Consider the following 15,586-nt stretch of genomic DNA (forward strand, 5'->3'; position numbering starts at 1 on the left):
AGCTAGGCTTGGATAATCTGTTCAGACGTCAGCGCCAATTCTGGGAAAGTGCGCGAAATTATTCGCTCAGCACCTCGATAGGGATTGCATTGGTAAATGCCATTTTCATCAAGTAATAAAACAAACACCGTTGGCACTTTGGGATTTCCCAAATAATTTCGACTTCCTAAAGCTAAGTAATCTACAATCCAATATTCGGGAATACCCAAACGTTGATATTCATCCAGCTTGTCAATATAGTCATCTTCCCAATTTGTTGATACTACTTCTATTGCTAATTGCAGCGGTTCAACGAAAGCTGTGTAAGCAGAAAGGTTTGAGTCCCAGAGTGCTTGATCTACTACACTTACATCAGGTTGGCGACCTTGTTCTTGTCCGTCTGGGGTTAGCGTCCTCACCACAACTCTGCCAGACACTCTGTAGTTTAGACTTGCCCGTTCATTTTCCCTGTCAAGCTGTCTGACAAGAAAATCGGCTATATTATCATGTTGTCTTGTCGCTAATTTCCTCACAACCTCTCCATTCACCAATTCATAAAAACCTTCGGCTTCAACTTCCAGTTCTAGGAATTGCTCGAAGGTAAGTTTTTGTTTTGCTTGGAATGTAGTCATGGTTATTTTTTATCAGCTAGGTTATCAAGCAACTATAGCTATAGTTCCTCCGACTTAAGCTTACTCCCGTCGCACTTCTTCGATTACCTATCTCTTCTTTTCTCTTCCCTCTGTGTTCTCTGCGCCTCTGTGGTTCGTTAATTGAGTATTCTTCTGGCGCCAAGGGAGTAATTTCAAATCCAAACCCATAGCAGTAGAAACAAACATCGATCTGTGGTCGAATATGTGAGAAGTTTCCAGTTGTGGTAAAGCTTTTTCCATAGATTCCACTCAGCTTTCCAATCACCCATTACCCTCGTTCCCACGGCAGAGCCTAGTAACGCCATTACCTATTCCCGATTATCTATTTGAGCGCGTTGCAATTTACCGGAGAAATCGACATAAACCGTCTTCCATTCGGTAAATACATCTAAAGCAGCACTCCCCGCTTCCCGGTGTCCGTTTCCAGTTTGTTTGACGCCGCCAAAGGGTAAATGTACCTCGGCACCGATAGTTGGGCCATTAATATAAGTAATGCCAGCTTCGATGTCGCGCATGGCTTGAAATGCCCGGTTGACATCGCGGGTATAAACTGAAGAAGAAAGACCGTAACTCGTATCGTTTAAGATTGCGATCGCTTCCTCAAACTCGCTTACCTGAATCAACGCCACTACGGGGCCAAAAATCTCCTCGCGGGCGACACGCATATCGGGAGTAACCCCATCAAGAATAGTCGGTGCAAAAAAGAAACCGTGGTGCAATTCCCCATCTTTTACTATTTCCCCACCGATTAAAACCTTTGCCCCTTCGCTGCGAGCAATTTCCAAATAATGACTAATTCGTTGCAACTGTCCCTGATTCACCAATGGCCCCACATCGGTATTAGGATCGCTACCATGTCCGAGCCGCAACTTGCTGGTATGCTCTAGCAGCATAGCGGTAAATTTATCCTTAATATCGCGGTGCAAAATCAACCGACTCGTTGCGGTGCAACGTTGTCCCGACGTACCAAATGCACCCCACAGCGCACCTTCTAAAGCAAGTTCTAAATCGGCATCTTCCATCACAACTTGGGCATTTTTCCCGCCTAATTCCAGACAAACTCGCTTGTGAGTGCGTCCGCAAGTCGCCCCAATTTCTGCCCCAGTTTTAGAAGAACCCGTAAACGATACTAAATCAACGCCTGGATGTTCCAATAAAGCTTTTCCGACTGTTTCTCCTTCACCATGCACTAAATTAACCACCCCAGGCGGTAACCCAGCTTCTTGGAATAACCAAACCAGAAAATTAGCACAAGTAGAAGTATCTTTTGCCGGTTTAAGAATTACCGTATTGCCGCAAACTAACGCGGGCATCATTTTCCAACAAGGAATCGCCACGGGAAAATTCCAAGGAGTAATTAAAGCACAAACCCCTATCGGTATCCTTACACTCATGGCAAACTTATTCGGCATTTCTGAAGGAGTGGTTTGCCCAAACAAACGCCGCCCTTCTCCCGCGTAATAAAACGCACAATCAATTCCTTCTTGCACATCTCCCCGCGCCTCGGCAATCGGTTTGCCCATTTCCCGACTCATCAGTTGGGCAAGGGTTTCTTTGTGCTGAATTAACAACTGTCCGACTTTATGAATAAATTCTCCCCTAGCGGGGGCGGGTACTAGCCGCCAAGTGCGATATGCTTGACGCGCAGATGCGACAGCTGCATCCACATCGCCAGCTTCAGATCGGGGAAACGTGGCGATTAATTCCCGCCAGTCGGCAGGGTTCCGACTTTCTAAAGTTGCTCCCGATTGGGCGGGTATCCATTCTCCGTTGATGTAATTCAGGCAAGTCATGGGAATTTCAGATTTGAGATTTCTGATTTTAGATTTTAGATTGGGGATGAGACGGGGGGCGGGTTAATCTCAATTGTCGCTGACGATCAGATCTGCTGAGAAGGGAAGAAGACACACCGGACACACCGGACACACCGGACGCGGCGAATCAGACAAGAACTCGACCCTCTCCCTGGTCTGGGATTCTCTGCCTCCTCTTGCCAATTGGAATCCCCTCGCCCCTAGCAAGCGATGTCCTTAGCGTCACCCTGTCGCCGCATCGCCGCGTCCTCTTCTGGCGGCGAATCAGACAAGAACTCGACCCTCTCCCTGGTCTGCGATTCTCTGCCTCCTCTTGCCAGTGGGAATCCCCTCGCCCCTAGCAAGCGATGTCCTTAGCGTCACCCTGTCGCCGCATCGCCGCGTCCTCTTCTGGCGGCGACCCTCTGAAATTTTCACCAATATCAGCAAATGGCGCATGACTGCACCCCCTTGTCCTCCAATTCCCTCTCTCTATCAATTTGATTTTCTTGTCGCGGGGGAAAACTTTAATAAATATTTATAATTTTTGGGTGGGGGTGAGGGGTCAGACCCCTCATCGGGGTACTATACTATTAGTAGATGCACCCTGATGATTACCGCCCCGACTGAAACGTCGGGCGTTTTTTTTTGCTCAATTTGCTTCAGTGTTTTTACGTAAGGGAAATTACGCAGATTGGTGGATTACCTGATAAAATAATAGTAAAAACACTGAAATAGCCGGATAAAATTGAGGGGAAAAATGAGCGATCGCAACACAGGGAATGAATCTACAGCAATAGAAGGCATTTACGAAGCATGTATAGGAGTCGGAGATCCCATCCCTCAAATTCAATATTGGGAGCAATTCGGCTATCGCATCAGACAGGTGGGAGAATTATCTAAAGCAGCCGCCTACCAATTGTATGGAGTTGAGTCCGCTTTACGCTCGATAAGACTTTACCACGGAGAGGCCGACCACGGCTTAATTCGCCTGATGGTTTGGGAAAACCCGACAAACTCAGGGTTAAAAATGTCCTCGATGAAAGCAAAGGGAAACCGCTGGACAACAACGTTAACAGCTGATTTGTTCAACATTTTAAATCAGGTAGAAGCAGCCGTCGCCGCCGGATTACCCATCAAATACACCTATCCGAGTTGGGAGATCATCTACAACAAAGAAAGAAAAGCGCGTCCTTTTATCGATCCCGCGATTGGCGTGCGAGAAATGATGGTGCTGCAACCTTTAACTAGGCAAGTTTTATTTCAACGGTTTGGTTATACAATGTTTTCTTACGGCACTATCAATAGCAGCGCTCCTTTTAAAACCAGCCAAATTACCCACATGGGAATGGTGGTTCAAGATGACAGCAAAGAAACGCTAAAATTTTATGAAGAAACCCTGGGATTGCTGCGAGTTCGCGATGATGTAGAAACTAATTACGATTCCAAAGCTGGAAGAGAAATTTTTGAATTGCAACCAAATGAAAAATTTTTAGTTACAGCTTTTGACGATCCGCGTTCGTCAAAAACCAACGTTCAAGCAGCGCGTTCGGGAAGGCTTTATATTATTAGATTTCCCGAATCAATCGAATTAGAAAATAACTTTGAAGCAGCGCAACCGGGATGTTTGGGAATGTCGCTGTATACTTATCGGGTGCGGGGAATTAAACAGTATTTAAACCGCATCAAAGCGAGTCGAGTGCAAAAATTTACAGAAATTTCATCCAACGAATTTGGGGAAGAAAGCTTTTCTTTTGTCGCACCCGATGGTTATTTTTGGACGTTGGTAGCCGGATAATTCGCTAAAGTCTCGCCTGTCACGGCTAGTAGGTACTGGTTGGAAATAGGAGGCCTCGCCTCCAGTAATTAGTTCCCAGGCGTAAGCCCGGAGAACGAGTCGATCGAGGCCTCGCCTCAGTTGAATAGGAGGCCTCGCCTCCAGTAATTCGTTCCCAGGCGTAAGCCCGGAGAACGAGTCATGATAGCGTGAAAGCGATCGCGATCGCAAACCTTGCCGCCATGTTAGTCCCAAAGAATAATTGAAGGTGGCGAGCAATTCAAATTTACCTCAATCTGCAATCTGCAATTCTTCAATCTGCAATTAACTCAGTCTTCCCCTGCTGGTAAGGGAAACCTTTCCCCTGCTAAATAAGCATCAAAATGCTGTTTAAAGTAAGTCCAAGAAGTCATATCGCTATCTAACGGTGCTTTGGGAGCATTTTTATACAAAGGCACCCGCGTATTAATTTCATCTTGCAGCACTTGGGGTAATTCGGCGATCTCTTTCACTTTAAGACCGTTGGCACTATATATTAAATGACCCGGTCGATTTCCCATTTTCATCCAAGGAACCCAAGGCCCAATTCTATCCCAACCTATCAACATTTTAGAAACTGAAACAACTTCTGGTTCGAGCAATTCTTGCGTAGGAACCGTGAGTTTAAATAATTCAGCTGCTTGATAGGTAGCTTGGGGACTGTATTCGGCAAATTTCGGATCTTCTGCTAGGGGATTTGGGTAGGTGGAAAATAAATCAAATACAAAGGTTGTAATTTTCCCATTAACTTGGGCGGGAAACGTTCCTTTAAAATGCCCTTCAACGGGATTATTAGCCACGTGCATAACTGTTAGGGTTTCTCCCGTCCAGGGGTTTTCCCATTTGTGCATAATTTCTCCCGTACTGGGGTCAAGATAATAAGTTAATTCCCTAGAAGTAAACTCCCAAGTATCATCGGGATTGGCGATGCATCTGCTGACGCTCATTCCAGCTATACCGAACAATCGTTTTTTCTTTTCGTTGGGAACAAAAGCGTAAATCGAACCAGTCCAGGTGAGAAAGCTTTGATTACCATCGAGGGAAGCGCGTGCTTTGACCCATTGTTTGGTATCAAATTCTTTGACTTCGTTGATCATATATATAGCCTTGCCAATCCCGATATACTTATTATTGCAGAAACCCGGTTTCGCAGAAGTTACCGGGTTTCTCTAGTCAAAGCTTTTTCTCACCTGCTCACCTGCTCACCCACTCAGCTGCATTGTTGGAGGTATTTGCACCTGAAAGGCGACGTTCGAGATAGTCAATTAAGAATATCCACGCGGGTAGAGAGGCGTTGAGTCCTATCAGTCGCACCAGGTGACCGGCGGTGACGATTTCGACGTTACGATCTAAGGCGAGGGAGACTAAAATCATTTCTGGTGCGCCTCCGGGTGCGGTGACTAAAATACAAGTTAGCCAATCCCAGGGGGTTAATTGATGAGCAATTGCAGCCGCTATCAATCCCGCTCCAATTATCAATCCCACGGGGATTAAAGCATATCCTACCGCTTTTTTGCTCAAATAAGGTTGATTTCCCCAATGTTCGCCGACGGCGACTCCCAGTAACACTTGACCGATTAAATTCACCAGTTTAGGGGGACTAAAATCTAAGTCGGTGACCAAGGGAAGGGAATTCAACATTGGATTGAATATTATCCCCACAATTAACGCGCCAAAAAAGGGCGCGGCGGGAATTTTTAGCAACGTCGCAACGCGAACGCCTAACAATGCGAGCGCTAATGCTAAAACTAATAACGGTAGCCCTTGAATATCGATATTAAACAACTTGGGAGAAATCCCTACGCTCGCACCCGTGCTATCCCCTGCTAATAGCCTCGCTACGAACGGAATTGTCAAAACAACGGTGGTAACGCGGAGACTTTGAACTAACGCCACTTGGGAAACATTTCTACCATAATCAGCCGCGATACTCGACATAATTCCTACCCCACCCGGAGCGGTAGCGAGCATAGCATTAAACAAGTTTACTTTGCTAATGCGCGAGTAGAAATAGCCGATGAAACTTCCGGTTACCAGACTAAATAATGTCAGCAGGATCAAAACGTGTAATTGGGAGGTAATTGCGGCTAGGTTGCTGGAAGCAATCGCAAATCCAATATTCAGTCCTACCAGGGTTTGTCCGATTTGTCTGGCTTTTTTATTCGGTTTAGGAGTAATTCTGTAAAAAATTTGGTAAGCTTTATAGACTAACGCTCCAGAAGCGATGCCCCCAAATAACCAAGCAACACCACCAATGCCGAATTTTGTTAATGCCAAACCAATAGGTATAGCGAGAAGCAGTTCTAAAACAACAATTGCTATGAGATGTTTTGTAGATAAGCTTTTATTCACAAGCGAATCCTCTTCCGTTTCGCGGGATAAATAAGTTTTATTTATATCAATAATTTGTTTGATTTATTGATAGTACAAACCCAGGGCAACCAGAAACACGGGTTGCCTACTATGAACTATTATAACAGTTGTAAAGAATTGTTGCAAATATTTTTACTTATATTGAGCAGGATGCGTTAGGCGCTAGCCGTAATATGATGTCCGTTTGTATCGGAGGAGCATATTTAATAGTGTTGTAGGGGCGGGTTTTACCAAAAACCTTTGATACCAAGCGAATTGTCTTAATAAACCCGCAGAGGGAGCGATGCCGATGCAACCGGACATGATATAACGCACCATCGAGGATTTCTAATATTGAGTAGGGTGCGTTAGGCGCTAGCCGTAACGCACCATCGAGGATTTCGGTGCGTTATACCGTTTTCCCATGAATGCGCCACACTTGGGGGCGGGTTTATAGAAATTGAAAGTTTTCCCCGACGTAGATTGGTAAAACCCGCCCCTACCAACATGTTTGATCTGTAGCACGCCTTGCAGGGAAATTGGTATTACTGGAAACGAGATATGGGTAATGCATTTTAATCCAATTACCAATTACCAATTACCAATTACCACTACTCTTTAAATTGCTGCTCGATTTGGAGATAGTTAGAAACGCCGATGAGTTCTTGAAAGTCTTTGAAACTAACCAAATCCTTCAAATTAGCTGTGGTTCCTTGTTCTTTTAACTGACGCAAGCAAGCAGTCATTACCTGTGTCGCCGCCAGCAGGGTAGAAACGGGGAAAAAGACTATTTTGAAGCCGAGTTGCTGTAACTCAGATGCAGAAAGTTGGGGAGTTTTACCGCCTTCAATCATATTGGCGACTAAGGGCACATCTGGGAAAGCAGCGACGATGGCTTTCAATTCCTCAACCGACTGGGGCGCTTCCACAAATAGGATATCAGCCCCCGCTGCAATATAAGCGCGACCGCGATGAATTGCTTCTTCTAAACCTAGGGGCGCACGGGCATCGGTACGTGCAATGATTGCTAAACCACTGTCACCCCGCGCTTGGACTGCGGCGCGAATTTTCCCTGCATGTTCCGCCATGGGGATGACGCGCTTGCCTTCAAAATGACCGCATTTTTTAGGCCATTCTTGGTCTTCTAAAAGTATCCCAGCTATCCCTAATTGCACGGCATCTTTTACTGTCCGAATAACGTTTAAAGCATTGCCATATCCAGTGTCCATATCGGCAATTAGGGGAATATTAACCGATTGGGCGATCCGCCCTACACTGTAGAGCATTTCGGTAGCCGTGAGCAACCCGTAATCCGGCAAACCAAGGGTAGAAGCGGCAATACCAAAACCGCTAGTAGCGAGAACTTCAAAGCCCAATTGTTCGGCTAGTTTGGCTCCCAGACAATCGTATATGCCTGGAATAACAAGAATTTCTGGACGTGCGAGTAACTGTCGCAATTTTTGGCTAGAGGACATAAACAAAAAGGGGAGAACACTTGAAGGTAAAAACATCTCCCTCTGAGAATACAGCTACTTGGCTCACCAGCGATCGCTCTTGCTAATTTTCCTGAACGATCGCAAGATAGAGTAATTGTCCTGGAGAATGGCTGGTAAGCAGAGCAAGTACATAAATGCAATACCAACCGCTCTCTCCTAACCTGCAAAGAAGAGCAAAAGTACAATGTCAGAGCAAAGCTTATTAAATGGCAATGAAGATCTATCCGCCCAAACTTATGAGTTCTTCAATAACCAGTGGAAACTCTATCAAAAATTACTGACCAACAATTACATGGGACACCGGGAACTTTACAGCATCCTGCATCAGTTTTTAGCCAGCTACTTTCAAAAACCCTTTTCCCTGCTTGACCTCGGTTGCGGCGACGCCAGCTTTATTGCACAGGCTTTATTGGATACTACTATTGTTTCCTACAAGGGCATTGACCTCTCGGAGACGGCTCTGAAAATTGCCCAGGATAATATGGAGTTTGGGGCTTACGAAAAAAGCTTTATCCAAGGCAATCTGGTTGAAGTTGTGCCTGAATTGGTACAGCAGAAACAAGATAGTTTCGATACTATTCTGGCCTCTTTTACCTTGCATCATCTGAGTCTTGATCAAAAAAACTTTGTTATGGGTGAAATTTACCGTCTGCTTCAAGGTGGTGGGGTGTTTATTTTAATCGATATTGTTCGCCGAGAAGCAGAGAATCGAGAAGATTATATTAGACGCTATCAGGAAGGTATCCGTCAACACTGGTCTTTACTTACTCCTCAAGAAATTGAAATGTCTGAAGAGCATATGTGTTCCTCTGATTTTCCTGAAACTCAGGCAACTTTATACGAACTTGCCCGCCAGCATAATTTTAGTCGCTGGGATTGTCTCTATCGCGATCCGTTCGACACCACACAATTGTTGTGTTTTTACCAATGATTTAGGGATTGGTAATTGGTAATTGGTGATTGGTAATTGGTAATTGGTAATTGCTTTGACCGCTTTGAGTAATTCAGGACTTACCCACGACGAGAAAAGAAACAAAGGTGAGACCTTGATCTCTGGTTCCCAAACCAACGATTTTTCGTAGAAACCAGGTTTCTGTGCGTAAGTCCTGTAATTCCGATGCCAGCGAAAACAATATACCTCTGTTGCAAGTCAAGTCAAGGGCAGGCAGAATCTCCACCCCACAAGAGTTTTTGCACAGGTTTATTGAGCAGGCGATCGCATATTTTACCCGGATCGCACCTCCACCCATCATCCCCGACCGCACCTCTTGACGATTGTCCCCATTGCCGCTATGCTCAACAACTATAGGTTGCCAGACCTAAAACGGACGGCAACCTGTATGGCTCGAAAATCTAGTTTCGCTGCCCAAAGCCGCTAGGAACAGCAATGGACAGCTTGACCCCCCAAACTGCGGAGACAGTCCGGGAGGCTAATGGAGAATTGTAACATTTTCTCTGTAGCCACCCTGCTTTCTTATGCGTGCGGGGTGGCTAGATTTTTGGCTTTTCCGATGGAAAACCGAAAATTCAGGAGAAAATATCATGCTTGAAGAGTTTTTGCGAGACTCTGGCGGATCTGTGCCTTCAAATTCTGACCCAGGCGACGACGATCGCGAAGTCGTGCAGATGTTTATTATCAGTTCTGCCGATGGGGTGACGGAAACCATTCACACCTTGTTCGCAAAAGATTTTGCGGAGGTAGACGAGTGGAGTCCGCCGCAACCAACGGGAAAACCCGATCAGGTAATCACCATTCTGACCCGTTACCGCAAACGGCGACCGATTAAATCAAACATCAGAAAATCGGGACGTTAATTTGTCGATATCGATCCCCCCAACCCCCAATGCCTTGGGGGGCTAACAGAAGTTAATCGATCCCCCCAACCCCCAATGCCTTGGGGGGCTAACAGAAGTTAATCGATCCCCCCAACCCCCAATGCCTTGGGGGGCTAACAGAAGTTAATCGATCCCCCCAACCCCCCTTGGCAAGGGGGGCTAACAGAAGTTAATCGATCCCCCCAACCCCCCTTGGCAAGGGGGGCTAAGAGGAGGCAATCGATCCCCCCAACCCCCCTTGGCAAGGGGGGCTAAGAGGAGGCAATCGATCCCCCCAACCCCCCTTGGCAAGGGGGGCTAAGAGTTACCAAAAAATGCTTGTGGGGTGGGCATCTTGCCTGCCTCTGGATCTGATCTCAGCGATCGCATCGCACACTTCCCACCGATGCACAATCAAGCGATATGGCACAATCGGAACACATGGTTGAGGGTCGAATTATGACAGGAATAATCCCGAAAATATTACCTTTGGAAAATGGCGATCGCATCACAAGGGCAGAATTTGAACGACGCTACGATGCCATGCCCAACTTGAATAAAGCCGAATTAATTGAAGGAGTTGTGTACGTGGGATCGCCAGTCCGAGTTATTCACGGCAGACCTCACGGTCGCATTATAGGATGGATGTCTAATTACTGTTCAGTTACACCTGGGGTTGACTTGTTGGTTGATACTACAGTTCGCCTCGATCCAGATAACGAACCTCAACCCGATGCACTGTTACGAATTGAAGTTGGCGGACAATCAACGATTAGCGAAGATAGTTATCTTGAAGGTGCGCCAGAATTTATTGCGGAAGTAGCTGTCAGTAGTGCTTCATACGACTTGGGAGATAAATTGAAAGCCTACCGTCGCAACCAAGTCCAAGAATATCTAATTTGGCAAGTTTATAACCAAAGAGTCGATTGGTTCCGCTTAAGAGAAGGGGAATATGTTGCTTTATCAACAGATGCAGCAGGAATTATTAGAAGCGAAGTTTTTCCAGGTTTGTGGTTATCTGTTCCAGCTTTAGTGGCGGGGAATTTGGTTGAGGTGCAGTCGGTGTTGCAGATGGGGTTGGCAACGCCCGAACATCAAAGTTTTGTGGAACAGTTAGGTAATTAAGCTATCCCATCTCTAAATTAGTCCAAATGCATAAGGAGGTTTATTATGGTAGCTAATCCAGAACCGAAATACATGAGTACCCAAGAATATCTAGAATGGGAAGAAAAGCAACCAATTAAATACGAATATATCAACGGCGAAGTGTTTGCCATGACAGGGGGAACTATTCCCCATACTTCGATTGCCCTTAATTTAGCTTCAGCCCTGAAATCTCACGTCAGGGGTAAAGGGTGTCAAGCGTTTATGGCAGATGCCAAAGTAGGTGTATCTGAAAATGGCCCCTATCACTATCCTGATGTGATGGTAACTTGTGATGAAAGGGACAGAAACGCTATTGAAGCAATTTATCATCCTTGTCTAATTGTTGAGGTTCTTTCTCCTAGTACAGAAAGTTTTGATTCTCCTTCGGAGACGCTACGCGAACGCGGTAAAAAATTCAAACACTATCGCCGCATTTCCAGTTTGAGAGAATACGTATTAATAAGTGCGGAACAGATGAATGTTGAAGTTTTTCGATTAAACGATCGAGGAATTTGGGAACTTTATACTTATGGAGAAGGAGAGGAGATTTATTTAATTAGCGTTGATTTTCGGTGTGCGATCGCGCTTGTATATGAAGATGTAGTGCTAGAATATGACGAACAAGAAACGGTAGGATAGTATTAATAATGAGTCAATTTACTGAGCCAATTTCACTGGAAATATCTCCAGAGTCTCTGAGTCAGGGGGAACTGGCAATCCGTCAGGAAATCGCCATACAACTATACAGTCGCGAGATTTTTACCTTTGGACAAGCGCGACGTTTGGCTAACTTGTCTGTTTGGGAATTTCAGCAACTTTTGGCACAACATAAAATCCCACGGCATTACAGCGAAATTGAGTTAGCCGAAGACATTGAAAGTATTAAAACAGGTGTGTGGCAATCGTGACTGTAGTTTGTAATGCCACGCCTCTAATTAACTTTGCCGCTATTAATCGACTTGATATTTTACAAGCGATGTTCGGGCAAGTAGTTATTCCTCAAGCTGTTTATAATGAAACCACAGGTTCGAGTTTACCAGGTTCGCAATCGGTGCAGGAAGCGATCGCATCAGGATGGCTTCAAGTTCGCACGGTTTCAGCAATAGTACCAGAGATTCTGGCAGAATTAGATGATGGTGAACGAGAAGCGATCGCTTTAATATTAGAAATTAGCGAGCAAAGAATTTTATTAGATGAACGCGAAGCACGCCAAGTTGCTCAAAGACTTGGTTTGCAAGTGATTGGTACGCTGGGTATTCTCTTGCTAGCTAAAGATAATGGCGTAATCCTTCATGTACAGCCCCTACTTGATGCGATGATAAATATAGCTCAATATTGGGTTGCTGCTACGCTATATCAGCAAGTTTTACGACAAGCAGGAGAATTAACCGAGTAGTGGGAATTGATTCTAGTACTATTTTATGGGAGTGCGATCGCGCTTGTATATGAAGATGTGGTGCTAGAATCTGACGAGCAAGAAACAGTTCAACCCTAAAATAAATTATATCATGCCCGTTGAATTGCCCATAATAAAAAAACCTCACAGAGTTGTTGCGTAGGGACTAAGGCTAAAGAGATATCTCGGACAAACAGATAATGTTAATCGTGCCGTGTCGCGGCGTCTTTTTATGGGTAATAGGTGAAGTGTTGCTGACGACAGTCACAATTGACCCAACTCCTGCAATGTTTTGATGTCAGCTTGCAAATCTTCCACATCGTAATTAATGCAGATGTCGCGACGGGCAAGTTCTTTGCGGAATTCGATTAAATTCATTCCGGCGAGGCGGCGGGCTGTGCCTGTGCCGATCTTGGATTGTTGCTACAGTAAGATGGCAATTTCTAGTTTTAATTCGGCTTCTGACATCTTTGCGGCTGTCAGGATTTCATCGGGAATGACAACGCTCATGGTGTTTTCTGTTTGTCAGGCTGAATGCTTTTGAAGCGATCGTAACATGTGTACCACCAGCCCGCCCAGAAATCAATTTCCGTTGTTCTGTGCAAAAACTGTTTTTTTCCTCTCACCTGCACTCCAACAAGTCGGATATCTAGCTATTAGGGATGATAAAGCGAATTGTACCTCTGTCTCATCTCCCCCAGATTTTTTTGCTCAAATCCCCATCGCATCTCGGAGATTTGCCAGATTTTTGCGGATGGTAACGGTATTAGGATGGCTGACACCTAACACTCGTTCCGCAAGTTCTAAAGCTTGCAAAAACAAGGGTTCCGCTTCGCTGTAACGTCCTTGAGATTTGTAGAGTAATGCCAGATTATTCAAACTGGTAGCAACATCGGGATGGTCTTCACCCAGCAGTCTTTTGTATAATTCTAAAGCTTGCAAATACAAGGGTTCCGCTTCGCTGTAGCGTCCTTGATAATTGTAGAGATTTGCCAGATTATTCAAACTGGTGGCAACATCGGGATGGTCTTGTCCCAAGCGGGTTTTCACTACTGATAAACACTGCTGACGCCAAGGTTCTGCTAGCGAATATGAACCCTGACCTTCATAGAATGTGCCTAATCCATAAAAAGGCCAAATTAAATCTTCATCGCTCAACGCATTGGTCAGATTTTCGGCAACTTCTTCCAAATGGGGAATAACGAGTTTCAGCGATTCGATTAAATCAATAGTGGGAGTCTCAGGAATTCTCTTGGCAATTTCCACAAACAATGGGACAAAAGCCTGCCTAACATTATCTGCCTGTTCTGACTCATCCAACTTTAACCGCAGAAACTCCCGAATTAGAGGATGAATTTTGTAGCAAGCTTCTCTCTCTTCTACTCGCTCAATTAAATGTCGCTTATGCAGTTGCTTTTTCGCCGCATTCACCTCTGACTTTGCCCAATTTAGCGACTCACTTGCCGACTCTACCCATTCCCAAGCAAACGCATCCGGTGCAAACAAACTCAACAACTCACCCACCCGCTGCGTCTGCTTTTCGAGTTCTTGCCAGCTTAATTCAAAAGCCGCTTTTACCCCTCGCCTTGCAGTCATTTCAGTCGCATCCAAATCGGCTTCTGAAACGTCGATTGCCTCATCTTGCAATGACTGCGCTTGCAACCGCTGCCACATTTCTGCCAAGGACAAATCGGGGTCTTCCACCAAATACCGCGCTACCAATTCCAAACCCAAGGGCAGATATCCCAGCCACTTACACAACTCTTTCGCCGTTTCAGATTCCCGTTGCAGCCGCCTGTCATTTTTCCCCAATATCGCCGTCAACAATTGCAAAGCCTCGGCTTGGGGCAGCACATCCAGGGGAAGTTCGACAAAATTAGGATCTAGCCGTCGCAGCCGCGTCGTCATCAAGACGCAGAAGCGGTTATCCGTTGGCAACATGCCGCGACAGAGTTTCCAATCGGTCACATCATCCAACACCACCAACACCCGCCCTTGTGGGGGTTGCCACTGTTGCCAGCACCAGGCTACCTGTTGGGCGAGAGTCAGCGGATTTCCGCGCCCATCCTGCTGCGGCACTTCCAGTTTCAGGGATAGCTGGGCAAACAGCAATATCTGTCCCGGCAGATTCGCGTCTCTGGCGGAAAGCCAGCAAATCCCACCAGGGTAATCGTCTTGATGTTCCCGCGCATATTTAATCGCCAGTTCGGTTTTGCCAACTCCCCCCATCCCCGCAACGGCTGAGATGGCGACGCGATGAGAGTTTTGCAAGGTTTCGTGCAGCGTTGCGAGTTCCCGCCCTCGTCCGACGAAGTGGGGTGTGCCTTGGTAGGGGATGGATTTTGGGGGATTTGACTTTACCCGTTCCCTGTCGGGCGGCTGTAGTCAGAATTCAATATTCTGGTTTTCAATATGAACGGGAGCATTATATTGTTGACCAATTTTCCCTAAATTCTGCACGATTAACGGCTGAGAAGCTGTATTTTTCAATTCCTGCCATACTTTGGCGATATCTGGTTCGGCTGCGGCGGCTTGTTCTACCTTTGCCCCCAAGGCAGGTGCGCTATAAACCTCTGGTTGTTGTTCGGCAAGTTCTGGACGCTGTGCAGCTTGTGCGATCGCATGAGCTATATCTGGATGCTTATCCCTAAGAAATAGCATAATTTTCTGACCTTGCTGTAATGATTTGTCCATCACTATTTCTCCAGTTCTTTGCAAAGCGCCATTGGCTAAACCGATTAATATAAAAGTCGCGATAACGGTGAGTGGTTCCATAGGTTACCGTTGAGGCTGTTTTTTAGTTATAGCTGGTCAATACAAGGGGTGTCCGGAAATTTACGGAGATGGGGAGCGATCGCGCTTGGTGTTAAAGATCCGATCCCCCCCAGCCCCCCTTGCCAAGGGGGGTGCATGAGTGGGGAGGGCGATCGCGCTTGGTGTTAAAGATCCGATCCCCCCCAGCCCCCCTTGCCAAGGGGGGTGCCAGATTCAGTGTCGGCTGGCTGTTGTCAGAGCGATCGCAGTTGCAAAAATCTATCGCCCCCCTTGGCAAGGGGGGTTGGGGGGATCGATGGTCGGATTCCCAGCCGAAAATCTCCCTCGATCGCCCCCCTTGGCAAGGGGGGTTGGGGGGATCGAAG

At 46.1% G+C, this 15,586-nt stretch carries 17 protein-coding genes; 9 read left to right on the forward strand and 8 right to left on the reverse strand.

What is annotated here, in order from left to right:
* Window positions 1–2 precede the first annotated feature (2 nt).
* Window positions 3–611 (reverse strand): Uma2 family endonuclease, encoded by a 609-nt coding sequence (locus tag ACE1CM_RS16610; RefSeq protein WP_374878616.1) that lies wholly within the window; start codon window positions 609–611, stop codon window positions 3–5.
* A gap of 329 nt (window positions 612–940) precedes the next feature.
* Complete coding sequence (locus ACE1CM_RS16615; protein ID WP_374878617.1) at window positions 941–2,425, reverse strand: aldehyde dehydrogenase family protein; 1,485 nt, start codon at window positions 2,423–2,425, stop codon at window positions 941–943.
* Between the two features lie 334 nt (window positions 2,426–2,759).
* On the opposite strand from ACE1CM_RS16615, the gene ACE1CM_RS16620 reads away from it, so the two are divergent.
* Together ACE1CM_RS16620 and ACE1CM_RS16625 are read left to right on the forward strand one after the other, a co-directional pair.
* Window positions 2,760–2,969: a hypothetical protein gene (locus ACE1CM_RS16620; protein ID WP_374878618.1), complete on the forward strand. Its 210-nt coding sequence runs from the start codon at window positions 2,760–2,762 to the stop codon at window positions 2,967–2,969.
* A gap of 216 nt (window positions 2,970–3,185) precedes the next feature.
* A complete protein-coding gene (locus tag ACE1CM_RS16625; protein ID WP_374878619.1) occupies window positions 3,186–4,223 on the forward strand; it encodes a VOC family protein in 1,038 nt (345 codons plus the stop codon).
* A gap of 308 nt (window positions 4,224–4,531) precedes the next feature.
* On the opposite strand, the gene ACE1CM_RS16630 is transcribed toward ACE1CM_RS16625, so the two are convergent.
* From ACE1CM_RS16630 to ACE1CM_RS16640, 3 genes are all read right to left on the reverse strand, one after another.
* Window positions 4,532–5,338 (reverse strand): DUF1838 domain-containing protein, encoded by an 807-nt coding sequence (locus tag ACE1CM_RS16630; protein ID WP_374878620.1) that lies wholly within the window; start codon window positions 5,336–5,338, stop codon window positions 4,532–4,534.
* Window positions 5,339–5,435: 97 nt separating this feature from the next.
* On the reverse strand, window positions 5,436–6,593 hold the full coding sequence (locus tag ACE1CM_RS16635) for an AbrB family transcriptional regulator (protein WP_374878621.1): 1,158 nt from the start codon (window positions 6,591–6,593) through the stop codon (window positions 5,436–5,438).
* Window positions 6,594–7,204: 611 nt separating this feature from the next.
* Complete coding sequence (locus tag ACE1CM_RS16640) at window positions 7,205–8,068, reverse strand: oxaloacetate decarboxylase (protein ID WP_374878622.1); 864 nt, start codon at window positions 8,066–8,068, stop codon at window positions 7,205–7,207.
* A gap of 205 nt (window positions 8,069–8,273) precedes the next feature.
* On the opposite strand from ACE1CM_RS16640, the gene ACE1CM_RS16645 reads away from it, so the two are divergent.
* The 7 genes from ACE1CM_RS16645 to ACE1CM_RS16675 all read left to right on the forward strand — a co-directional run bounded on the left by ACE1CM_RS16645 (window position 8,274) and on the right by ACE1CM_RS16675 (window position 12,446).
* The gene (locus ACE1CM_RS16645) at window positions 8,274–9,020 is read left to right on the forward strand and encodes a class I SAM-dependent methyltransferase (RefSeq protein ID WP_374878623.1); all 747 of its coding nucleotides are present in this window, start codon (window positions 8,274–8,276) and stop codon (window positions 9,018–9,020) included.
* A 164-nt stretch (window positions 9,021–9,184) separates the two neighbouring features.
* Complete coding sequence (locus ACE1CM_RS16650) at window positions 9,185–9,361, forward strand: hypothetical protein (protein WP_374878624.1); 177 nt, start codon at window positions 9,185–9,187, stop codon at window positions 9,359–9,361.
* A 270-nt stretch (window positions 9,362–9,631) separates the two neighbouring features.
* Window positions 9,632–9,904 (forward strand): hypothetical protein, encoded by a 273-nt coding sequence (locus ACE1CM_RS16655; protein ID WP_374878625.1) that lies wholly within the window; start codon window positions 9,632–9,634, stop codon window positions 9,902–9,904.
* 459 nt (window positions 9,905–10,363) lie between these two features.
* Window positions 10,364–11,029: a Uma2 family endonuclease gene (locus ACE1CM_RS16660; RefSeq protein ID WP_374878626.1), complete on the forward strand. Its 666-nt coding sequence runs from the start codon at window positions 10,364–10,366 to the stop codon at window positions 11,027–11,029.
* A 45-nt stretch (window positions 11,030–11,074) separates the two neighbouring features.
* A complete protein-coding gene (locus ACE1CM_RS16665; RefSeq protein WP_374878627.1) occupies window positions 11,075–11,689 on the forward strand; it encodes a Uma2 family endonuclease in 615 nt (204 codons plus the stop codon).
* 8 nt (window positions 11,690–11,697) lie between these two features.
* The gene (locus ACE1CM_RS16670) at window positions 11,698–11,958 is read left to right on the forward strand and encodes a UPF0175 family protein (RefSeq protein WP_374878628.1); all 261 of its coding nucleotides are present in this window, start codon (window positions 11,698–11,700) and stop codon (window positions 11,956–11,958) included.
* Window positions 11,946–12,446: a DUF3368 domain-containing protein gene (locus ACE1CM_RS16675; RefSeq protein WP_374878629.1), complete on the forward strand. Its 501-nt coding sequence runs from the start codon at window positions 11,946–11,948 to the stop codon at window positions 12,444–12,446. The genes ACE1CM_RS16670 and ACE1CM_RS16675 overlap by 13 nt, the downstream gene beginning before the upstream one ends.
* Before the next feature lie 264 nt (window positions 12,447–12,710).
* Here the strand turns inward: ACE1CM_RS16675 and ACE1CM_RS16680 are convergent, their stop codons facing one another.
* The 3 genes from ACE1CM_RS16680 to ACE1CM_RS16690 all read right to left on the reverse strand — a co-directional run bounded on the left by ACE1CM_RS16680 (window position 12,711) and on the right by ACE1CM_RS16690 (window position 15,221).
* Window positions 12,711–12,857 carry a UPF0175 family protein gene (locus ACE1CM_RS16680; protein ID WP_374878633.1) on the reverse strand — a complete coding sequence of 49 codons (147 nt, stop codon included), beginning with the start codon at window positions 12,855–12,857 and terminating at the stop codon, window positions 12,711–12,713.
* 300 nt (window positions 12,858–13,157) lie between these two features.
* Entirely contained in the window at window positions 13,158–14,783 is a 1,626-nt protein-coding gene (locus tag ACE1CM_RS16685) for a tetratricopeptide repeat protein (protein WP_374878634.1), read from the reverse strand.
* A 48-nt stretch (window positions 14,784–14,831) separates the two neighbouring features.
* Window positions 14,832–15,221 carry a hypothetical protein gene (locus ACE1CM_RS16690; RefSeq protein WP_374878630.1) on the reverse strand — a complete coding sequence of 130 codons (390 nt, stop codon included), beginning with the start codon at window positions 15,219–15,221 and terminating at the stop codon, window positions 14,832–14,834.
* Between the last annotated feature and the right edge of the window lie 365 nt (window positions 15,222–15,586).

Origin of the sequence: Microseira sp. BLCC-F43 (assembly GCF_041929235.1) — a bacterium.
Classification (GTDB): Bacteria; Cyanobacteriota; Cyanobacteriia; order Cyanobacteriales; family Aerosakkonemataceae; genus Microseira.